Origin of the sequence: Gordonia jinhuaensis (genome assembly GCF_014639795.1) — a bacterium.
GTDB classification, from domain to species: Bacteria; Actinomycetota; Actinomycetes; order Mycobacteriales; family Mycobacteriaceae; genus Gordonia_B; species Gordonia_B jinhuaensis.
Genome location: NZ_BMGC01000006.1, coordinates 149,453 through 170,359, shown reverse-complemented (window position 1 = coordinate 170,359; position 20,907 = coordinate 149,453). Strand labels below are relative to the sequence as shown.

The window sequence follows — 20,907 nt, the reverse complement described above, 5'->3', positions numbered from 1 at the left end:
CGACGCCCGTGACTGACGATGCCCGTGACTGACGATGTGGCCCAGCCCGACCAGGCGGGTGAGCAGTCGGCGGCCGCATCGCTAGCGCAGGCCACGCCGGCCAGAATCGCGCGCCTGGCCGGATCTGCCCTGATCGTGCTCGCGGCCGAACCGCTGTATCTGATGTGGGATCTGGCTGTCGTGGGGCGGCTGGGGGCATCCGAACTCGCCGCACTGGGCGTGGCGTCGCTGGTATTGGGGGTGATCAGCACCCAGCTCACCTTCCTGTCGTACGGCACCACCGCGCGGTCGGCGCGCGCGTACGGCCGCGGGGACCGCACCGGCGCGATCGACGAGGGGATGTCGGCGTCCTGGCTCGCGGTGATCGCCGGCGCGGTGATCATCGCCGTGGTCTGGCCGACTGCGCCCTACATCTTCGACGTACTCACCGGACATCACGACATCGCCTCGGCGGCCACGTCGTGGCTTCGCATCGCGGTGTTCGGCGTTCCGCTGATCCTGCTGTCGATGGCCGGCAACGGGTGGATGCGCGGCGTCCAGGACACCCGGCGGCCCATCGTCTACGTGGTGACCGGCCTGGGATTGTCGGCCGTTCTGTGCCCGTTGCTCGTGCACGGGATCGCCGGCGCGCCCCGGCTCGGACTCGAAGGCAGCGCCTGGGCCAATGTGATCGGACAGTCGGTGGCCGGTCTGGCCTTCGTGATCAGCGTGGTTGCGGCCGCCCGCGGACGTGTCCGGCCCCGGTGGAGTCTCATCGGGTCGCAGCTGCGGATGGGCCGCGATCTGATCGTGCGCAGCCTGTCCTTCCAGATCTGCTTCCTGTCGGCCGCCGCAGTCGCGAGTCGCTTCGGGGTGGCCGCGGTGGCCGCCCACCAGGTGGTGATGCAGGTGTGGAACTTCGTCTCGCTGCTGCTCGATGCGCTGGCGATCGCCGCTCAGGCGCTGGTGGGCGCGGCACTGGGGGCGGGCGCGGTCGCCGTGGCGAAATCGGTGGCCTGGCGGGTGACGATCGCCTCGTTCGCCGCCTCGGCGGTTCTCGCACTCGTGTTCGCGCTCGGGCGTTCGGTACTGCCGCGGCTGTTCACCGGATCGGCGTCGGTGCTCGACGCGATCGCGGTGCCGTGGTGGTTTCTGGTGGTGATGCTCCCGGTGGCCGGGGTGGTATTCGCGCTCGACGGAGTGTTACTCGGCAGCGGTGATGCGGCATTCCTGCGCACTGCCACCCTCGCATCGGCGCTCGTGGGGTTCCTGCCCGCCATCTGGATGTCGCTTGCCTTCGGCTGGGGGCTGACCGGGATATGGAGCGGGCTGCTCATATTCCTCCTCGCCCGGCTGCTCACCCAGGTGCTCCGGATTCGCAGCGGTCGTTGGACATCGATCGAGTTGTGACCTCAGTCCTTCACTATTTGTGCGAACGAAATATCAACCCCCGCGATCAAACGCGATTCCCAGGTTCTCCCAAATAGGTAAACCATTCGTCAAAGAATGGATTTCACGCGTTGGGACATATTGCTGCGCACGATGATTCACATCAATGGGACACATGAACGATATCCACAGGTCAGCGGCGTCGGGAACGAGTGGTCGGTGATATTCACCAGCCAATCGCATCGGTGCCGGCGGTGTGCGCGTCAATTCCCGTTGGCTGATAATTCAATGTTCCCATCGGGATGATTCCCAGTAAAATCCCAGATATGGCACGCCTGTGGCCGATGATTACGCGCGGCCTCGAATACGACACCATCACGACTGCTCTCACGTCGACGAGCGGTGAATGCGGCGTGGTCCTCACCGGCTCGGCAGGTGTCGGGAAGACCACCCTGGCCCGTCAGGCCACCTCATCTGTGGGCGGCAACGTGCGCTGGGTGGCCGGAACCGAGTCTGCTCGCAGCATTCCGCTGGGTGTGTTCGCGCACCTGGTGGGCTCGCGGACGTCCAGCGATCCGGTGAGTTACATGGCTGCGGCGCGCGAATCCCTGCTCGCCGACGGCAACCTGGTGATCGGGGTCGACGATGCCCACCTGCTCGACGAGATGTCGGCGACGTTCCTCCATCACCTCGCCATCGACCGCTCGGCGCACATCATCGCCACTGTTCGCGACGGTGAGGCGGTGCCCGATGCGGTGATCTCGCTGTGGAAGGACGGACATCTGCACCGCATCGACCTGCAGCCGTTCACCCGGGAGCAGAGCGTGGAGTACATCGAGAGCGCACTGGGTGGTCGGCTGGAGGGCCTGTCCGCCGATCTGATGTGGCGCGCATCGGGCGGTAACGCCCTGTACCTCCACCACCTCGTGGACGGGGCGCTGGAATCGGAGACGCTCAAGCAGGTCCGTGGTGTCTGGCAGTTGCGCGGACGCGCGGAGGTCACCTCCGAGCTCGCCTCGCTGCTGGAGGGCCGGATCGAACAGCTCGACGGCGACGTCAAACGGGTGCTGCGGTTGCTGACCTTCTGCGAACCCCTCGATCTCGACGTCCTGGCTGATCTGGCCGGTGAGGATGCCGTCGACGAGGCCGAGACCCGGGGCCTCATCCGCGTCTCGCGTGAGAGTGATCGCCTCGCGGTGCGCTACACCCATCCGCTGTTCGGCGATGTCGTCCGGCGTCGCCTCGGTGTCACCGCCTCGCGTCGGCTGCGCGGTGAGCTGGTGAAGGCGATGCGCCACGGCGCGCTCTCGACCGCAGCCGACCGCATCCGACTCGCCCAGCTCGCGCTCGACAGCGACGAGACGGTCGACAAGGGACTGTTGACCGCTGCAGCCAACGACGCGATCTCGTTGGCCAAGGTCCCGCTCGGTGCACAGTTCGCGACCGCGGCCCTGTCGGCGGGCGCCGGCTTCCCCGCCGCCGCGGTGCTGGCCCGCGCACAGTTGTACGCCGGTGACGCCGCGGAGTCCGAACGCACGCTGGCCGAGTTCGACGTCGCCGACATCGACGGCGCCGAACTGGTGTGGTGGGCGGTCACCCGGATCTCCAATCTGTTGTGGGCGATGGGGGAGTCCGAACGCGCCGACGAGGCACTGGCGCTGCTGGATTCGCGGGTGAAGTCCCCGGCTGGTCGCCTCACGGTGGCCGGGATCACCGCCGCGGTCAAACTCTTCGAGAATGAGATCGACGAGGCGATCACCAACGCGCGAACCGTCCTCGACGATCCGACCGCCAACCCCTGGGCGGTGGGATTCGCCTGTCTGGGCGGGGGGTTGAGCCTGGCGGTCAGTGGTCACGGCAATGAGGTCGCCGAGGTCGCGGCCCGGATGGACGAAGTGGTCGCACACACAGACGGCCTGCTGCGCTATCCGGCGGGCACCGGTCAGATCCTGGGGCTGACCCTCTCCGGGCGTATGGACGACGCCCGTCGCGCGGCGAATGATTTTCGCGAGTTCTCCTCTGCGGGACAGTATCTGGCCTGGGGAATGTCATGCGTGCTCACCGGCATCGTCGATCTTGCACAAGGTCTGCTCGACGATGCCGCGGTGCGGTGTGAGCAGGCGTTGGCCGCCTTCGACTCCGAGAGTGCGAGCTCGTGGGGATTTCCCGCCCGCATCGCGCTGGTGGAGGCCTACTCGGGACTCGGACGCGTCGAGGAGGCCGAGTCGGCGCTCACCGATGCGATCCGGAGATCGGGGCGTCACGTGGCGGTGTACGAGCCGCAGTTGCGCATCAGCAAGGCCTGGTTGGCCGCGGCCCACGGACTCGTCGGTGAGGCGGCTCAGCGTGCCCGCGACGCCGCCCGATTCGCGGCCGCATCGGGTCAGACGGCCATCGAGGCCGAGGCCCTGCATTTCGCGGCGCGCTGCGGCGACCACGGGGTCGCTGACCGGCTGAGTGAGATCGCCGGTCGTGTCGACGGGGAACTCGTGGACATCTACTTGCGTCATGCGCTCGCACTGGCTGCCGATGACGGTGCTGAACTCGACTCCTGCGCTCGTCAATTCGAGCGCGTCGGTGCGCTGCTGTCGGCCGCCGACGCCGCCGCGGCGGCTGCCATGGCACATGACCGCGCCGGTCGGCGAACCGCCGCGGCGACGTCGTCGGCCGCGGCGATCCGCCTGGCCGCACGGTGCGGCGGTGCCCGCACGCCCGCGTTGACCCTCGCCGCGCAGCCGCTGCCGCTGACCACGCGCGAACGTGAGATCGCGACATTGGTCGCCGCGGGTCTGTCGAACAAGCAGATCGCCGATCGGTTGACCGTCTCGGTGCGCACAGTGGAAGGCCACATCTACCGGGCCTGCACGAAACTCGACCTGTCCGATCGGGCCGAGCTCGCGACCATGTTGCAGGGGGCACCGGGATGAGTGGTGCGGAATCGAGTAGCCGACTACGCATGTGCTCGACCGCGTGAGCTGGTCACCTGGGGGGACCACATCACCGACCTCGGGAGGCCCACCTCATGTCTGTCGACCAGCGTCCCGCCGACCCCGGCCCGTCTGACCCCCACGCCTCTGAACCCCACCATCGCGACGTCACGACCACTGAGTTCGACCTGCGCGCACAACGTAAGCGTGTCGTCGTGTGCTGTGACGGTACGTGGAAGACGTCGTCGGACCGGCACGTGTCCAACATCGAGAAGATCGCCAGGTCGATCCGGACCACCGCCGACGACGGCGCGCCGCAGGTGGTGTTCTACTCGCCGGGCGTGGGAACCGGTGCGACGTGGATGGATCGACTGGTCGGCGGGGCGACCGGGAAGGGACTCGACGCCGACCTGCTGGCCGCCTACCGGTTCCTCGCGCTCAACTGGCAACCCGGCGACGAGATCCACGTGTTCGGCTTCAGCCGCGGTGCGTACACGGCGCGCAGCCTGGTCGGGATGATCCGGTCGATCGGGCTGCTCACGCCGCTGGGGATGGCGCGGGATCATCTGCCGGAGGCGATCGAGCTGTACCGGGGGCGTCCGTGCGACGCACCGCCGACCGCGGAGTACGCACGTCGCCTCGCGGACTACCGGACCCAGTGTTTTCCCGGCACAGTCCCGATTCGGTTCCTCGGCGTCTTCGACACCGTCGGGGCGCTGGGGGTCCCGGGGATCACCAGTAAGCGGTACCGCTTCCACAACGTCGCCCTCGGTGATCACGTGCGCACCGCGCGCCATGCGTTGGCGTTGCACGAACGTCGGCGGGCGTTCGCTCCGGCGATCTGGTCGGGCGCGCCGGCTGTGGGCCAGGACGTCAAGCAGATCTGGTTCGAGGGTGTGCACAGCGACGTGGGTGGCGGCTACGCCGAGTCGGGTCTGGCCGATGCGACCCTGGCCTGGATGGTCACTCAGGCCGGCGATGCCGGCCTGGACTTCGACCCGGCGTTGTTACGCGTCTGCGCCGTCGATCTCGACCCCTGCGCCCACACGTCGTTGCGATGGGGCTACCGCATCGCCAACGCGGTGTCGGCGTGTGCGGCACGGTTGCAGGTGGGAGGCGCCGCTCACGCGCGGTTCCGCCACGGGTGGCGCGTGGTGGAGGAGCGGGGCGACACCCGCGTCGGGGTGAGCGGTCCGGCGTTGAGCCGTCTGGCCGACGGACTCGATCCGGCCGCCGGCGCGCGCAACCTGTGCGAATGGGCCAAGACCCACGCCGACACACCCGCAGGTCTCATCGGCGAGCCGGTCACGCTGCCGTGGAGAACAGTCCTCACGCCATTGCACACCGATCACCCGTAAGCGACTGGAACGCGTAAGCGACTGGAACGCGTAGCGACTCGAATGTGAACGACTGCGTTAACTGTTGTGAACCAATGAGTCCCTACATTCAACTCATCTGTCACACGGTTGCAATATCCCCTGGGTTTCATGGTGGATGACACCGTCTCACGCGGTGATTCACAATCGAGAGGGATGACGACATGGACAATTCGGCCACGCTCACGCCGTTCCGGGTGACCGCAGACGCCTGGCGCACGCTGCCCGCGATGCCGCAGGAGCTGTACCCGGGAACAAAGGGTTTCATCGGGGATGTCTACGAGAATCCTGACGGCAGCGAGATGTGCAGCGGGTACTTCGAGCTGCACGCCACCGATGAACCCCTGTGCTACGAGTACGAATACGACGAGATGAAGGTCGTGCTCTCCGGCGAATTCCTGCTGGAGAACAGGGAGACCGGCCAGCAGATGGTCGCCAAGGCCAACGACGCGATCTTCTTTCCCAAGGGGTCGAGGATCTACTTCAGCACACCCGATCACGCGCTCGCGTTCTACGTCGGGCATCGCAACGCCGACCTGCTCTGAGCGTCGCGGTAATGGATCAGCTGCGCTATTCCAGTGTGCCGGCGTGGGCGGTGTCGGATCTGTCCGGCACCACCCGGCCGGACTCCGACCCCGCCCACCTCGCCGGGCGTGAGGACACCGCATCCGAGCATCTCCTGGTCGGTGTCGGTCCGGCTGCCGCAGAAGTGCTGTCGCAGATAGGCTCTCGCGGCGGTGCTATTCCCACTACACGCATCCTCGTCACGGACAACGACCGTGCGGGGGGCGGCCAGCTCGATACCACACCGGCCGAGCGGGCCGCGGCCGCGATGTCCGGGCACCTACGGGCAGCGTCGGTGGGAGTGCGCATCACCATCGCCGGCTCGGCGTCGGACTGCCTGCTCCTGCGCGCCCGTGCCATCGCCGATGGCGCCGAAGACGACGAGGTCTCGGTGATCGCGGTGGACTGGGGCACCGTCACCGTGTTCTGCGCGCACTGCCGCGCCGTGACAGCGGCCCGCGCGCGCATCGGCGAGGTCATCACATGTGCGGGCTGCGGGCGTGAGGTGGTTGTCTACCACCATGTCTCGCGTCGAACAGGATTCCACCTGGGCTACATGATCGACGCCGAGCGAAGCGGACAACATCCGGTCCGATCTGATTCGGGGGTCCCATCGTGAGTGCGACGGTCGACTCGGACCCTACGACACACAGCAGGTCGGCACCGGAGGTCTCTCCGGTTCCGGACGCAGCTGCGGCATCGGCGACGACCGATCGCCGCGACGAGCCGACCAATTCGCCGATGATGTTGCGGGTGAGGGTCATCGACGATTCGGTGCCCACGATCCGGAGTCTGACACTGGCGGCCGACGACGGTCGGCGACTACCCGGGTTCGTTCCCGGCAGTCATGTCGTGATCGATGCCGGCGGGCGTAGTAACGCCTACAGCCTGACCGGCGACGGGATCGCCCCGTCGGAGTACCGCATCTCGGTGCTGCGGGTGGACGGTGGCCACGGCGGTTCCCGCTGGATCCACGACATGCTGGGCCCCGGTGACACCGTGACAGTCAGCCTGCCACGCAGCGCATTCGCTCCGGTGGCGAGGGCGCGACGTCACGTGCTGATCGCGGGCGGTATCGGTGTCACGCCGATCCTGTCTCATCTGCGTTCCGCACGGCGGTGGAACCGCGAGGTCCGCGTGTTCTACACACACCGGCCAGGTGTCGGCGCGCACCTCGACGAGATGACCGAACTGGCCGGCGGCGACCTCGCGGTGTTCACCTCGCGTGAGGAGTTCTGTGCCGCACTCGATGTCGAACTCGCCCGCCAACCGTTCGGCACACATCTCTATGCCTGCGGTCCGGCCGGGATGATCGACCGGGTGCACGCGGCCGCGTCCGCTGCCTACTGGCCTGCATCACGAGTGCACGTCGAGCGCTTCGGTATCGATGCGCTCGACGCCGGTGAGCCGTTTCGGGTGCATCTGCGCGAGTCGCAGCGCACCATCGACGTTCCGTCGGGCACATCGATGCTCGAGGCCCTGGAGCGCAACGGCATCGCGATCCGCAACCGATGTCGCCAGGGTGTGTGCGGTGAATGTGTGACCCCGGTGTCCGCCGGTGTACCCACCCACCGCGATCTCTATCTCAGTGACGAGGACAAGAACTCAGGCGCGGTGATCATGCCGTGTGTGTCTCGCGCCGCCTGTGACACGACATTGGAGGTTCCCCGATGACCTCATCGGTCACCGACCCGGATCTGTTGTCCGGGTTCCCCTTTCCCTTCCCCGAGGACACCTACCGCTACAGCACCAACGTGGAGCCGGCGAGAACCGTGGTCGCGACCGCGGCCGGCGGATGGGGTGGCGCGGTGGTCGACATCGACAGCGAGTACCGCCACGAACTCGCCACGCGGGAGGCTGTTCTCGCCGCCGACCCCACCCGGCATGCGGTACTCGGGCATATGGTCCAGGCGTCGTGGGATGCGATGTTCACCCTGATGCGTGAGCTCGCCGACACGTATCCGCAGTCGATGAGCCTGACCGAGCAGCACGACGGATCCTGGGTGTGGTGCAACGACCTGCTGGGGATCCGAGCGCACTTCGTCTACGGTGACGAGTCATCGCTCGGCTGTGAACCGTTGCGCTACATCGGCAGTCAGGTGCAAGAGGACATCGCGCTGCTCGACCAGCGTGCCGGGTCGCTCTACGTCGACGCCGGCCTGATCACCTTCGCCGCCGATTGGAGTTTCGGTTTCGACGTGGGTATGAGCTTCCTGGAGATCCACGGACCGGTGCCCCGCGTGCGGGCCGACGGTGTGATCACCCGGGCTCACGAATTCCTCATGCGTCTACAACCGCACGAGCCCTATCGGCGTACCAACTGGACACTGACGATCGGCAGACGTCTGGATGTGTCGACAGAGCTGTACCCGCAGTGGGGGCCTGACCGCGACACGATCTGCACCGTCGACGACGACGACTTCGCACGGTTGGTCCACCTGCGCGTCGAGGTGCAGCACTTGATCCGACTCCCTGATTCGGGCGCGGTGATGTTCCTCATCCGCACCTACATGCTGCCGTTGTCCGCACTCGCGCAGGTCGAATCATGGCGTATGCGCGCGGCGCAGGTGTTCGCCGAATTGCCCGCCGACATGGCCGAGTACAAGGGCATCATCAAATATCGCGACCGCGCTGCACAGTGGCTGCGCGATCACGGATCCGCAGCTGCCGCAGACCACTCGGAGGGTCAGTCGTGAGCGCCGCCGGTGGGCCACCGACGTCGTGGATGGACGCACATGCCGACGGTGTGCAATGGATGTGCGGTGAGATCGGCGAGGTCGATCGTTGCGGCACATCGTTTCTCGTGGTGTCGGTGGGCTCGGACCCGAGGGTCGCCGACGTGGTCGGTCAGTGGGTCCGGACGGCCGAGGCGGTGGCGCCCGTACGGCTGCTCGTACTCGACAGCCTCGACAGCCCTGGTGAGCTGGCAGCCTTCGATGCCGAGCTCGGCACATCGGTGGTGGGCGTGCGGATCCACATCGCCGGCGGACAGGCAGATGTGCTCGCAGCCACCGCGTATGCCGCCCGCCGAGGGGTCCTGCCGGCCGAGATGTCGACCTTCGCCGTCGACTCCGGCGACCTGCGGATGTACTGCGCGCACTGTCGGCAGATCTTCCGGGTGTCCGCACGCGCCGGTGAGACGACCCGGTGTCCCGGATGTGCGCGCATCCTCGAGATCCACCGGCATTCCTCGCGCATGCTCGGCGCTTTCCTGGCCTCGTGTGTGTCCGTCCCGCGCGAATCGGTCCCTGCTGTATCGGCGGAGGAGTAGACCATGTCAAATCAGCACACCGACGAGACGTCGGCGACTGTGCCTGCCGTTCGCGGGATCTCGGCGCATCTGCACGCCGCCTACGACTGTGCACCGCGGCCGATGCGGGTGGTCTCGACCACACGGCTCACACCCGACATCACACACATGCGGCTGGTGTCGGCGGAGGGGTCGCCGTTGCGGCCCTATGTCGCCGGCAGCCATCTGATCGTGACCGCCGGCGCCCATCGCAACGCCTACTCACTGGTCGATGATGGGTTGCGGCCCGATTCCTACGGCATCTCGGTGCTGCGTCGGGCCGGCGGCGGCGGGTCGCAGTGGTTGCACGACAACATCGCGGCCGGAGACGTGATCGAGGTGGAGGGTCCCCGGTCGATGTTCGCGCCGGTGAGCGGGCAGCGGCGAGTGCTGCTCGTCGCCGGTGGCATCGGCGTCACCGCGATCCTGTCGCATGCGCGCGCAGCGCTGCGCGATGGTGTCGAGGCCGAGATCATCTACTCCCATCGTCGCGGACACGGCGCACACTTGCCCGAGCTGCGGGCCCTTGCCGCTCGCGACGGTGTGACACTCCATGAGGTCTGCGGACGCGAGCGCACCCGTGCGGTGATGTATGCGGCCTTCGCCCGACAGCCCCTGGGCACCCACGCCTACGCATGCGGCCCGGCCTCGCTGCTCGACACCTATGTCGAGATGGCGGCACAGGCGGGATGGCCGGGTGCCCGGGTGCATCTCGAGCGGTTCGCCGCACCCGAACACGACGCGGGCGAACCCTTCACGGTCACCATCGTTCCGAGCGGGGCGGTCGTCGAGGTGCCGGCCGGCACGTCCTTGCTGCACCGGTTGCTCGAATCGGGTGTGGCCGTTCCCCACATGTGCCGGCAGGGAGTCTGCGGTGAGTGCCGGATCACGGTGCGCAGCGGTCGGGTCGACCACCGCGATTGCGTGCTGACCGATGACGAGAAGGCCGCCGGCGACACGATGCTGTGCTGCGTCTCCCGCGGCACCGACCTCGAGGTGCAACCATGACGAAGTCCACGACCGACGCCATCGACATCCCCCGATCGCGTCCGCGCGCGAGAACCGCAGCGGCGCAGGCATATCTGGATGCGCCGGTGGATCATCTCGCGAACCTACCGTGGCCGTTTCCCGATGGACTCGGCGAGTTCACCTACTCGGTCAACGTCGAACCCGCACGCGTGATGCATCGGACACGTGGTGGGCAGTGGGGAAGCGATCTGGTCGATCTCGGTGGGGCCGAGTATCCGCAGATCATGGCCGACCGGCGGCGAATCCTCGACGCGGACCCCTCTCGCGTGCGGATCCGTCCCGGGATGGAGATCGCGTGCTGGGATCTGTTGCTCTACTACCTGCGTGACCTCTCGCTGTCCTATCCCGAGCTGATGCACCTCGACGAGGACGCAACGCGTGGATGCCATTGGCGTAACGATCTTCTCGGCACCGACCAGACCTTTGTGGTCGGTGACCACGAGTCGTTGCCGTACTCACCGCTGGAGTTCCTCGCCCGTGAGGTGCCCGACGATCTGCTGCTGATCACCGAACGTGACGGGCACATGTATTTCGATGCCGGGGTGGTGACCTTCGCGGCCGGTTGGTCGGTGTCCTTTGACGTCGGGATGGACATGTACGAGATCCACGCCCCGGTGCCGCGGATGTACCGCGAGGGGATCGTCGCACGCGCCGAACAGTTCCTGCGTCGCCTGCCTGCCGATCAGGTGTACCGGCGGGTGAACTGGACACTGTCGGCCTCGGATTCGCAGCGTCTCGACATCAGCCTCGAGGAGCTGCCCGAGTGGGTCGATGACATCCCGAAGATGGTCGCCGACGGCGACTTCGGCCGCGCGCGGCTGCGAATCGAACTCGAACACTTCATCCGGCTGCCGGCCTCGGGAGCGGTCACGTTCAACATCCGTACGTTCATGGCGACCCTCGCCGACGTCAGACGCATCCCCGCCTGGGCATCGCAGCTGGCCGACGTCATCGAGACACTCGGTGACGACATCGCCTCGTACAAGGGCTTTCTCGACTACCGCGACGACGTCGTCGCCTACCTCCGGTCCTGAGCGATCACGCCCGGGCCCCCTTCTCACCACTCCCTGATCTCACCACTCCCTGTCCTCACGACACCTCCACGTCAGGAGATTCTCTGATGCATCCCGTCCTCGCCGCCAACGCCGATCTGGCGTGGCTACTCGCGGCATTTGTCTTCGTCTCGTTGATGTTCCCCGGTCTGGCGCTCTACTACGGCGGCATGATGGGTTCTCGCAACGTCCTCAACGTCATGATGATGGTGATGGCCACGCTCGGCATCACCAGCGTTCTCTACGTGCTCTACGGGTATGGGCTCGTGTCGGGCCCGTCGGTGCACGGCTGGGGGCTGATCGGCAACCCCGTCCACTACATCGGGTTGGGGGACTTCCAGAAGGACGACGGATCGGGGGGCCCGCAGGGCGCCTTCTACGCGGCGTGGTTCATCCTCTTCGCCGCCATCACGATCGCCATCGTCGCCAGCGGGACAGCGGGTCGGATGAAGTTCACCTCGTGGGTGATCTTCGCCGCCATCTGGCTGACCCTGGTGTATTTCCCGGTGGCGCACTGGGTGTTTGCCGCCGACAGCGACGGACACAAGGGCGGCTTCTTGCTCAACGACCTCAAGATCCACGACTTCGCCGGTGGCACGGCGGTTCACATGAACTCCGGTGTCGCCGCTCTGGCGGTCGCGCTCGTCATCGGTCGACGTCGAGGTCGGGCCGAACGGCCACACAACCTGCCGCTGGTACTGCTCGGCGGTGGCATTCTGTGGTTCGGCTGGTTCGGGTTCAACGGGAGTTGTGCCGGCGGTGCGAATTTCGTTGCGCAGTACGTGATCCTCAACTCGTTGCTGGCCGGAAGTGCGGGAATGATCGGGTTCCTCGTCGTCGAACGAATCAAGACCGGGCACGTCACCACCCTCGGCCTGATCACCGGCGCCGTAGCCGGGCTCGTCGGGATCACCCCGTCGGCCAATGCCGTCAGCCCACTGGGCGCACTCGCCGTCGGTGTTCTCGCCGGCGGTGTGGTCTGTGCGGCCATGGGTCTCAAGAATCTGCTGCGCGTGGACGACACACTCGACGCATTCGTGGTGCACGGGCTCGGCGGCATCGTGGGCACCCTGTGCATCGTCGTCTTCGCCTCCTCGTCTGCACCGGCGGGTGTCAAGGGCATCCTCTTCGGCGGCGACATCTCGATCCTCTGGCGCGAGCTCGCCGGGATCGTCATCACCTGCGTCTTCTCCTTTGTGGTCACGTGGCTCATCGCGACGGCACTGGACAAGACGATCGGACTGCGTGTGGATGCCGAGACCGAGCGCACCGGCCTGGACTCGGTCATCCACGCGGAGTCGGCCTACGAGATCCACGCGCCCGGCGTCGGACATGCCGGACCGGGGACGTTGCATCCCAAGGCTGCCTCGAGGGCCCTCGACGCCGTCGAGGCCCACGGGGTCGAGTCGGTGACGACGACCAGCTGAGAGCCTGTCGCAGGTCGCGCCCGGTTCGGTCGGCTCGCGCCGGCTAGCGGCGTGCTCACGCGCGATCCGCAGAATGCACTGCTGGACTCCGGTCCCGGCACATCGGTGTGCCGGGACCGGAGTCGTGTGCGAGTAGGAGTCGTGTGCGTGTGAACGGTCGATCACCGGGGATGTGTCACCGACTCATCATGCAACCGAAACATGAGCGCAATCGTCGGCGGGTCTACTATTTGTAGACAGTGATTCATGCGAGTGGACCCACGCGGTGCATCGCAGCGGTGCAGCCGACTGCAACCGGCTCAGCGCCGCACCACTGCCCACACTCGACCCCCTCACCAGATCCGCAGAGCAAGGACCGATGGCCATGACCAGAACACAAGATCTCGCCGAGCGGTGTGCGGCGACCGGAACCACCTTCATCCTCGCCCTCTTCGTCGACCTGCGCGGAAAGCCCTGCGCCAAACTGGTTCCCGTCGAGGCCGTCGACGAACTCGCCAGCGACGGCGTGGGTTTCGCCGGCTATGCCGTCGGCGCGATGGGCCAGGAGCCCAAGGATCCCGACCTCGTCGCCATTCCCGATGTCGAGTCGTTCACCCCCATCCCGTTCGTGAAGGAGGGGCTGGCGATCGTGCATTGCGATCCGCATGTCCAGGGCCGCCCGTGGCCGTTCGCGCCGCGCAACATCCTCAAGACGCTCATCGCCGCGGCCGGTGACGCCGGCTTCGAGCCGTGGGTGGGTGCCGAGGTCGAATACTTCCTGCTCAAGCGTGATGAGCAAGGGCGACTGGTCACCGCAGACGATCACGACGACTCCTCCCAGCCCTGCTACGACGTGCGCGGTCTCACCAGGATGTACGAGCACCTCACCTCGATCTCCACCGCCATGAACGCGCTGGGCTGGGGCAACTACGCCAATGACCACGAGGACGGAAACGGGCAGTTCGAGCAGAACTTCGCCTACGCCGACGCGCTGACCACCGCGGACCGGGTGACGACGCTGCGCTACCTGCTCTCGGTGTTCGCCGCCGAGCGAGGGATGATCGCCACTTTCATGCCCAAGCCGTTCGCCGATCGCACCGGGTCGGGTCTGCACCTGCACATGTCACTCACGTCGGCGGGCGCTGCGGTGTTCCCGTCCGCCGAGGACGAGCGGGGTCTCGGATTGTCGCCGACGGCATATGGTTTCGTCGGCGGGATCCTCGACCACGCCTGCGCGCTGCAGGCGCTGATGGCGCCGACGGTCAACTCCTACAAACGCACCGGTGCGGTCTCGACCCGCTCGGGCGCCTCCTGGGCGCCGCGCCGGCCCACCTACGGCGGTAACGACCGCACGCACTACCTGCGGATCCCTGACGATCAGCGGGTGGAGTTGCGCGGCGGCGACGGTTCGGCGAATCCCTACCTGGCGATCGCGGCCGCACTCGGCGCCGGTCTCGACGGCATCAAACGGAGTCTGGACCCCGGCGCACTCGGGTCGTGTCCTGATCACGTGGGCGAGCTGCCGCTGACACTTCTGCACGCCGTCGAGGCGCTCGAGGCCGACCCGGTGGTCTACGGGGTGCTCGACGCCGCGCTGCCCGCGGACTGGCCCGCCGAGGCACTCACGGTCGGCAAGTACTTCACCGGTCTCAAACGAGACGAGTTCTTCGACTGGCATTCGCAGGTCTCCCCGTGGGAGATCGACTCCTACCTGACGGCCTTCTAGGCCTCGCAACACTCGGCCTTCTGGGCCACCCAACGCACGCAGCCAAACGAAAGAGGACAGACCATGTGCGGAATAGTCGGGTTGCATCTGCGCAACCCCGATCTCTATCCCCGACTGGGGGAGTTGCTCGCCGGCATGCTCGGTGAGATGCAGGACCGCGGAGCCGATTCGGCCGGTGTGGCCGTCTATGGCGATCCGAAGTGGGCGCCCCCGGGTCGCGGCTGTGTATGCCTGCTCGAGGTGGTCGCGACCGCCGAGGACGCCGCGGCGGCGGTGTCGGAGGCGCTCGGTACACCGGTGTCGGCTCGGCTGATCGACGAGACCCTGGTTCTGACCGCGGATACCGACGCCGAGACGCTGCTGGCGGCCGCGCGCGGCGTCTTCCCGCAGGCGCTTGTCGCGGGATTCGGGCGCGACATCACAGTTCTCAAAGGGGTGGGTGCACCGCGCGATCTCGCGCAGCGATGGGATCTGGCAGCAGCATCCGGATGGCAGGGCGTGGGACATACGCGGATGGCGACCGAGTCGGCGGTGACCCCGTCGGGTGCACATCCCTTCGCCGTGGGTCCCGAGCAGTGCCTGGTGCACAACGGATCGTTCTCCAACCACGCGGGTATCCGACGTGAACTGCGTGCCTCCGGGGTGCACTTCGACTCCGAGAACGACACCGAGGTCGGGGCGCGGTTCGTCGCCGCACAGCTCGCCGCGGGTCGCGACGTCGAGACGGCGCTGAAAGAACTCTGCGCCACCTTCGACGGCTTCTACACGCTGCTGGTGTCCAACCGCGACTCCTTTGCCGTGGTCCGTGACGCGATCGCCTGCAAACCGGCGGTCATCGCCGAAACCGACGACTGGGTGGCCATGGCCAGCGAGTACCGCGCGCTGGCGCATCTGCCCGGAGTCTCCGACGCCCGTATCTGGGAACCCGAGCCCGAGGTGGTCTACGCATGGACACGATGACGTTCGATCTGTCGACAACCCCACTGCGCGAGCTGAACTGCGCGCTACACGCCCCCGACGTGTGCGGCGAGGTCATCGTCGACAACCCGGCGGGCGCACATTCGGTGGCCGTCGGCGTGGACGCGCCGGTCAAGGTGACCGTCAACGGCCATGTCGGCTACTACGCGGCCGGGATGAACCAGCGCGCGGAAATCGTGATCAACGGCAATGCCGGCACCGGCGTCGGCGAGAACATGATGAGCGGCACCGTGGTGGTCAAGGGCAACGCCTCGCAGTCGGCGGGTGCGACCGCGCACGGAGGACTCCTGGTGATCGACGGCGACGCCGCCGCGCGCTGCGGCATCTCGATGAAGGGCGTCGACATCGTGGTCGGCGGGAATGTCGGGCACAACAGCGCCTTCATGGCACAGGCCGGGCGACTCGTGGTGCGCGGTGACGCCGCCGACGGACTCGGCGATTCGATCTACGAAGCTCGGATCTACGTCCGGGGCGACGTCGCCTCACTGGGCGCCGACTGCATCGCCAAACCGATGGGTGAAGAACACCGCGAGGAGCTCGCCGGCTTGCTCAAGGCGGCGGGATTCGGCGATGACGATCCCGGTGACTACACCCGCTACGGGTCGGCGCGCGAGCTCTACCACTTCCACGTCGACAACTCGTCGGCCTACTGACCCGCCCGTTCCACCTTTCCCGACAGGAATCTGATGACCGAGAATCTGAGCATCCAACAGCGCGGGTTGCGTGAGTCGGCGACGTTCGACCGCACCACCATCGCCGCGATCCAGCGCGCCGCCGAGACCGGCGTCTACGACATCCGCGGCTGGGGTGCCAAACGGGCACTGCCGCATTTCGACGACCTGCTGTTCCTCGGCGCGTCGATGTCGCGCTATCCACTCGAGGGCTACCGCGAGAAATGCGGCACAGACGTGGTCCTCGGCGCGCGCAACGCGAAATATCCTTTGCACCTGGACATCCCGGTCACCATCGCCGGGATGAGCTTCGGGGCGCTCTCGGGTGCGGCCAAGGAGGCGCTCGGACGGGGTGCGTCGACCGTGGGCACCTCGACCACCACCGGTGACGGCGGTATGACCACAGAGGAACGCGGCCAGTCCAAACACCTCGTCTACCAGTATCTCCCGTCGCGTTACGGGATGAACCCCGATGATCTGCGCAAGGCCGATGCGATCGAGATCGTCCTCGGCCAGGGCGCCAAGCCCGGCGGCGGCGGAATGTTGTTGGGGCAGAAGATCACCGAACGGGTTGCAGCGATGCGCACGCTGCCTGAAGGTATCGACCAGCGCAGCGCGTCCCGCCATCCCGACTGGACCGGTCCCGACGACCTGGCGATCAAGATCGCCGAACTGCGCGAGATCACCGACTGGGAGAAGCCGATCTACGTGAAGGTCGGCGCGACCCGGACGTACTACGACGTCAAACTCGCCGTGCACTCCGGAGCCGACGTCGTGGTGGTCGACGGTATGCAGGGCGGCACCGCGGCCACTCAGGAGGTGTTCATCGAGCACGTCGGCATCCCGACGCTCGCGGCGATTCCGCAAGCGGTGCAGGCATTGCAGGAACTCGGTGTGCACCGCCATCGCGAGGGCGTCCAGTTGATCGTGTCCGGCGGGATCCGCAACGGTGCCGACGTGGCCAAGGCGATGGCGCTCGGTGCCGATGCCGTCGCGATCGGCACCGCCGCACTCATCGCACTGGGCGACAACGATCCTCGCTATGAGGCCGAGTACGAGGCACTGGGTTCGGCGGCCGGCTACTACGACGATTTCCAAGACGGCCGAGACCCCGCCGGCATCAGCACCCAGGACCCGCAACTGTCGGCCCGCCTGGATCCGGTGGCCGCGGGCAACCGGCTCGCGAACTTCCTGCGGGTCACCACGATGGAGGCCCAGACCATCGCCCGCGCATGCGGTAAGGCCCACGTGGCACATCTGGAACCCGAAGACCTGGTGGCGATCTCGATCGAGGCGGCGGCGATGGCCAGGGTGCCGCTCGCCGGGACCAGTTGGATCCCCGGTACCGGGGGAGGGTTCTGATGGCCCGCGCCGATTTCGCCTCGGTCGTGATCGTCGGCGGCGGTCTGGAGGGTGCTGCGGCGGCGTGGTCGTTGTCGCAGCGCGGTGTGACCGACGTGCTCGTGCTCGAGCGCGACACCGTCGGCGGCGGGATGACCGGCAAGTCGTCGGGGATCGTGCGCTGCCACTACGGGGTCGGTTCGCTGGCGGCGATGGCCACCGTCGGTCTGGAGACCTTCGAGAAGGCACACGAGATCTTCGGCACCGACATCGGATTCCGTCAGACGGGCTATGTGGTCGGCGTGGGTGAACCCAATGTCGAGAACCTGCGCGCGAGCATGGCCGCACAGCGCGAGGTGGGTGTGCAGACCGAGGAGATCAGCGCGGCCGATGTCGCGCAGATGTGGCCGACCGCCGACCTCGACCCGTTCGCCGCCTTCGCCTGGGAGGAACGCGGAGGCTATGGCGACGCCTATCAGACAGCGCAGGCCTTCGCCGTCGCGGCCCGTGCGGCCGGGGTGCGCATCCGCCAGGGTGCGCAGGTGGCCGAGGTGATCGTCGATGCCGACCGCGCGACCGGCGTGCGCCTGACCGACGGCACCGTGGTCGGTGCCGACACCGTTGTGGTGGCCACGGGCGCCTGGACCCGACCGTTCCTCGCGCCGCTGGGGCTCGACGTGCCCATCGAGGTGCACCGCGAGCAGATCGTGATGATCGATCCCGGCGTCGAACTGGGTCCCGTGCCGGTGTTCTCGGATCTGGTGACGCTGCAATACATCCGGCCGGATGTGCGTGGCGAGGTACTGTTCGGCAACAGCGACCTCGCCGAACTCGAACCAGCCGACCCCGACGGCTATCTCAACCGCGCCGATGACGACTTCCTGGAACTGACTGCCGAGAAGGTGGGCACCCGCTTCCCCGGATTCGGCGACGCGGCGGTCGCGTCGAGTTATGCGGGATGCTACGACGTCACACCCGACTGGAACCCGATCATCTCCCAGACACCGATCGACGGGCTGATCGTGGCGGCGGGCTTCAGCGGACACGGCTTCAAGATCTCACCGGCAGTCGGGCGACTGGTCGCCGATCTGGTGGTCGACGGCCGCAGCAGTGACCCCCGCATCCCCGAGACCGACTTCCGGTTCACCCGATTCGAGGAAGGTGACCTGCTCACGACGCGCTTCCCGTACGTGGGGGCCGGCGAGATGCGCTGAAATGGAGGTATGAGCACCCCACGATCAGCCGCACACGACTCGGTACGGGCCGTCGACTACCACACCGCGGGCGAACCGTTCCGCATCGTCGCGCAGCCGCCCGTCGCACTCGACGGCGACACGGTGGCCGACCGGCGCATGCGGGCCATCGCATCGCCGCAGGTGCAGGAGCTCCGACGATTCCTGTGTTGGGAACCCCGTGGCCACGCCGACATGTACGGCTGCTTCGTGACGCCGCCGGACGACGCCGACGCTCATCTCGGTGTGCTGTTCTGGCATCGCGACGGCTTCTCCACCGCGTGCGGACACGGCACCATCGCAGTGGGCGCGTGGGCGGTCGAGAGCGGCCTGGTCGCCGCCGATGCCGACGGTGTCACCGATGTGGTGATCGATGTGCCCTCGGGTCGGGTGACCGCGCGCGTCCACCTGCGCGACGGTGCGGTGACCGGTGTCGACTTCCTCAGCGTCCCGAGTTGTGCTGTCGCGCTGGACATCCCGGTGACGCTCGAGCGTTACGGCTTCGCCGCCCCGGAACTCACCGTCGACATCGGCTTCGGTGGCGCGCTCTATGCGCACGTGGACGTGACCGACATCGGACTGTCGGTGCGTCCCGAGGCGTTGGGCGAGCTGATCGGCGTCGCCGGTGATGTGAAAGCCGCGTTGGCCGACACCGAGTGGACGCGATTCGCCGCCGACGAGAGACTCGCGGGCATCTACGGAGTGATCTTCTTCGAGCGTGAGACCGGGCCCGACGCCGGCGACGAGGCGCTACGGCACCGCAACGTGACGGTGTTCGCCGACGGACAGGTCGACCGGTCGCCGTGCGGATCGGGCACCGCCTCACGTGTGGCGGTGCTGGCCGCGCGGGGTGAACTCGATCCCGGCCGGCGCCTGGTGCACACGTCGATCATCGATACCGTCTTCGAATCGTCGTATGTCCCAGCAGATCCCGATGCCGGTATCGGCACTGATGGGACGGGCGGTTCCGACACTGGGCAGGCCGGGTATCCGGTGGTGTTGCCCACGGTGAGCGGCAATGCCTATCTCACCGGTCGCCACGAATTCGTGACGGCACCGGGTGATCGGCTGATTCCGGGATTCCTGCTGGAGAGGTAGCGGCCCACTCGTCTGTGACTAGTCGACGACCTCGTGGTTGTCGGGATAGGCCGTCACCGACAGGAAGCGGATCGGGACGCGGACGAGATCGGTGGGGCCGTGCACACCCTCGCCGTCGATGAGCATCGAATCCCCCGGTCGCAGCGTGAACTCGGCACCCTCGTGCTGGTAGACCATCACGCCCTCGAGCATGTAGAGCAACTCGGTACCGGCGTGCTGGAAGCGGGGATGGGTCTCGCTGGACTCGGTGAGGGTCACCAGCACCGGCTCCAGACGTCGATGCTGTCCGCGCAGCGCACCGAGCAGTTCGTAGTGGTGGCCCACCCGCGTCCCGCGGCCCACGATCACCGCGCCGCGTCCGTTCTCCACGTACACCGCCTCACGAGGGGCGTCGGCGCCGCGGAACAGAGTGGTCACCGGCACGTCGAGACCCGTCGCCAGCCGGGACAGTGTCGACAGGCTGCAGGAGGTCTGCGCATTCTCGATCTTGGACAGCATCGCCTTGGAGATGCCGATCTTCGCGGCGAGCTCGCCGACCGACAGGCCCGCCGATTTGCGCAGGTTGCGCACCTGGACGGCGATCACATCCTCCAGCGCGACCGGCGATGTGGTGTCGTCGGGCAGTTCGCGATGTTCGGGAGTCGGATTGTCGATCACCGGACGCTCGTCGGTACGCGTCGCAGCGTCCGCGGTGGTCTCGGGAAGGTCGGGGGTGTTCACGATCGCCAGACTACCGTGCGTTTCCTCAGAGGAAACGCGTTCCGCGTTCCCGCGGTCGCGCTGCCGGCTGCCGCTCGCTCAGCGGGGATGACGATCGCCCGTCGGTGCGCCGGTACCATCAACGGCGGCA

The 20,907-nt window shown here is 67.2% G+C and carries 16 protein-coding genes and 1 pseudogene; 16 read left to right on the top strand and 1 reads right to left on the bottom strand.

Annotated elements, in window-relative coordinates; genetic code table 11:
* The first annotated feature begins 18 nt into the window (after positions 1-18).
* From IEW22_RS06705 to IEW22_RS06625, 16 genes and pseudogenes are all read left to right on the top strand, one after another.
* Positions 19-1,389 carry an MATE family efflux transporter gene (locus tag IEW22_RS06705; protein WP_188585812.1) on the top strand — a complete coding sequence of 457 codons (1,371 nt, stop codon included), beginning with the start codon at positions 19-21 and terminating at the stop codon, positions 1,387-1,389.
* 305 nt (positions 1,390-1,694) lie between these two features.
* Positions 1,695-4,295 (top strand): LuxR C-terminal-related transcriptional regulator, encoded by a 2,601-nt coding sequence (locus tag IEW22_RS06700; RefSeq protein WP_188585811.1) that lies wholly within the window; start codon positions 1,695-1,697, stop codon positions 4,293-4,295.
* Positions 4,296-4,390: 95 nt separating this feature from the next.
* On the top strand, positions 4,391-5,653 hold the full coding sequence (locus IEW22_RS06695) for a DUF2235 domain-containing protein (RefSeq protein ID WP_188585810.1): 1,263 nt from the start codon (positions 4,391-4,393) through the stop codon (positions 5,651-5,653).
* 182 nt (positions 5,654-5,835) lie between these two features.
* Entirely contained in the window at positions 5,836-6,216 is a 381-nt protein-coding gene (locus IEW22_RS06690) for a cupin domain-containing protein (RefSeq protein WP_188585809.1), read from the top strand.
* An 11-nt stretch (positions 6,217-6,227) separates the two neighbouring features.
* Positions 6,228-6,854 carry a dimethylamine monooxygenase subunit DmmA family protein gene (locus IEW22_RS06685; RefSeq protein WP_188585808.1) on the top strand — a complete coding sequence of 209 codons (627 nt, stop codon included), beginning with the start codon at positions 6,228-6,230 and terminating at the stop codon, positions 6,852-6,854.
* 122 nt (positions 6,855-6,976) lie between these two features.
* Complete coding sequence (locus IEW22_RS06680) at positions 6,977-7,909, top strand: PDR/VanB family oxidoreductase (RefSeq protein ID WP_188585864.1); 933 nt, start codon at positions 6,977-6,979, stop codon at positions 7,907-7,909.
* Positions 7,906-9,506 (top strand): annotated as a pseudogene (locus tag IEW22_RS20365) (heme-dependent oxidative N-demethylase subunit alpha family protein). The gene IEW22_RS06680 and the pseudogene IEW22_RS20365 overlap by 4 nt, the downstream one beginning before the upstream one ends.
* A gap of 3 nt (positions 9,507-9,509) precedes the next feature.
* Entirely contained in the window at positions 9,510-10,532 is a 1,023-nt protein-coding gene (locus IEW22_RS06665; RefSeq protein WP_188585805.1) for a PDR/VanB family oxidoreductase, read from the top strand.
* On the top strand, positions 10,529-11,587 hold the full coding sequence (locus IEW22_RS06660) for a heme-dependent oxidative N-demethylase family protein (protein WP_188585804.1): 1,059 nt from the start codon (positions 10,529-10,531) through the stop codon (positions 11,585-11,587). Before IEW22_RS06665 ends, IEW22_RS06660 begins: the two co-directional genes overlap by 4 nt.
* Positions 11,588-11,673: 86 nt before the next feature.
* Complete coding sequence (locus tag IEW22_RS06655; protein ID WP_188585803.1) at positions 11,674-13,032, top strand: ammonium transporter; 1,359 nt, start codon at positions 11,674-11,676, stop codon at positions 13,030-13,032.
* Between the two features lie 364 nt (positions 13,033-13,396).
* Positions 13,397-14,737, top strand: coding sequence for a type III glutamate--ammonia ligase (gene glnT / locus IEW22_RS06650; protein WP_188585802.1), 1,341 nt, complete (start codon positions 13,397-13,399; stop codon positions 14,735-14,737).
* A 63-nt stretch (positions 14,738-14,800) separates the two neighbouring features.
* Positions 14,801-15,697, top strand: a complete 897-nt coding sequence (locus IEW22_RS06645) for a class II glutamine amidotransferase domain-containing protein (RefSeq protein ID WP_188585801.1) — start codon at positions 14,801-14,803, stop codon at positions 15,695-15,697.
* Positions 15,685-16,368, top strand: a complete 684-nt coding sequence (locus tag IEW22_RS06640) for a GltB/FmdC/FwdC-like GXGXG domain-containing protein (protein ID WP_188585800.1) — start codon at positions 15,685-15,687, stop codon at positions 16,366-16,368. Before IEW22_RS06645 ends, IEW22_RS06640 begins: the two co-directional genes overlap by 13 nt.
* A 33-nt stretch (positions 16,369-16,401) precedes the next feature.
* Positions 16,402-17,748 carry an FMN-binding glutamate synthase family protein gene (locus IEW22_RS06635; RefSeq protein WP_188585799.1) on the top strand — a complete coding sequence of 449 codons (1,347 nt, stop codon included), beginning with the start codon at positions 16,402-16,404 and terminating at the stop codon, positions 17,746-17,748.
* Positions 17,748-18,941: an NAD(P)/FAD-dependent oxidoreductase gene (locus IEW22_RS06630; protein WP_188585798.1), complete on the top strand. Its 1,194-nt coding sequence runs from the start codon at positions 17,748-17,750 to the stop codon at positions 18,939-18,941. Before IEW22_RS06635 ends, IEW22_RS06630 begins: the two co-directional genes overlap by 1 nt.
* 9 nt (positions 18,942-18,950) lie before the next feature.
* On the top strand, positions 18,951-20,057 hold the full coding sequence (locus IEW22_RS06625) for a proline racemase family protein (protein WP_188585797.1): 1,107 nt from the start codon (positions 18,951-18,953) through the stop codon (positions 20,055-20,057).
* Positions 20,058-20,075: 18 nt separating this feature from the next.
* On the opposite strand, the gene IEW22_RS06620 is transcribed toward IEW22_RS06625, so the two are convergent.
* Entirely contained in the window at positions 20,076-20,711 is a 636-nt protein-coding gene (locus IEW22_RS06620) for a helix-turn-helix domain-containing protein (protein ID WP_373284144.1), read from the bottom strand.
* Positions 20,712-20,907 lie beyond the last annotated feature (196 nt).

Bases quoted from the DNA above. Each gene is read 5' to 3' on its own strand.
- IEW22_RS06705 (WP_188585812.1), top strand. From the start codon at position 19: ATGCCCGTGACTGACGATGTGGCCCAGCCCGACCAGGCGGGTGAGCAG.
- IEW22_RS06700 (WP_188585811.1), top strand. From the start codon at position 1,695: ATGGCACGCCTGTGGCCGATGATTACGCGCGGCCTCGAATACGACACC.
- IEW22_RS06695 (WP_188585810.1), top strand. From the start codon at position 4,391: ATGTCTGTCGACCAGCGTCCCGCCGACCCCGGCCCGTCTGACCCCCAC.
- IEW22_RS06690 (WP_188585809.1), top strand. From the start codon at position 5,836: ATGGACAATTCGGCCACGCTCACGCCGTTCCGGGTGACCGCAGACGCC.
- IEW22_RS06685 (WP_188585808.1), top strand. From the start codon at position 6,228: ATGGATCAGCTGCGCTATTCCAGTGTGCCGGCGTGGGCGGTGTCGGAT.
- IEW22_RS06680 (WP_188585864.1), top strand. From the start codon at position 6,977: ATGATGTTGCGGGTGAGGGTCATCGACGATTCGGTGCCCACGATCCGG.
- IEW22_RS06665 (WP_188585805.1), top strand. From the start codon at position 9,510: ATGTCAAATCAGCACACCGACGAGACGTCGGCGACTGTGCCTGCCGTT.
- IEW22_RS06660 (WP_188585804.1), top strand. From the start codon at position 10,529: ATGACGAAGTCCACGACCGACGCCATCGACATCCCCCGATCGCGTCCG.
- IEW22_RS06655 (WP_188585803.1), top strand. From the start codon at position 11,674: ATGCATCCCGTCCTCGCCGCCAACGCCGATCTGGCGTGGCTACTCGCG.
- glnT (WP_188585802.1), top strand. From the start codon at position 13,397: ATGACCAGAACACAAGATCTCGCCGAGCGGTGTGCGGCGACCGGAACC.
- IEW22_RS06645 (WP_188585801.1), top strand. From the start codon at position 14,801: ATGTGCGGAATAGTCGGGTTGCATCTGCGCAACCCCGATCTCTATCCC.
- IEW22_RS06640 (WP_188585800.1), top strand. From the start codon at position 15,685: ATGGACACGATGACGTTCGATCTGTCGACAACCCCACTGCGCGAGCTG.
- IEW22_RS06635 (WP_188585799.1), top strand. From the start codon at position 16,402: ATGACCGAGAATCTGAGCATCCAACAGCGCGGGTTGCGTGAGTCGGCG.
- IEW22_RS06630 (WP_188585798.1), top strand. From the start codon at position 17,748: ATGGCCCGCGCCGATTTCGCCTCGGTCGTGATCGTCGGCGGCGGTCTG.
- IEW22_RS06625 (WP_188585797.1), top strand. From the start codon at position 18,951: ATGAGCACCCCACGATCAGCCGCACACGACTCGGTACGGGCCGTCGAC.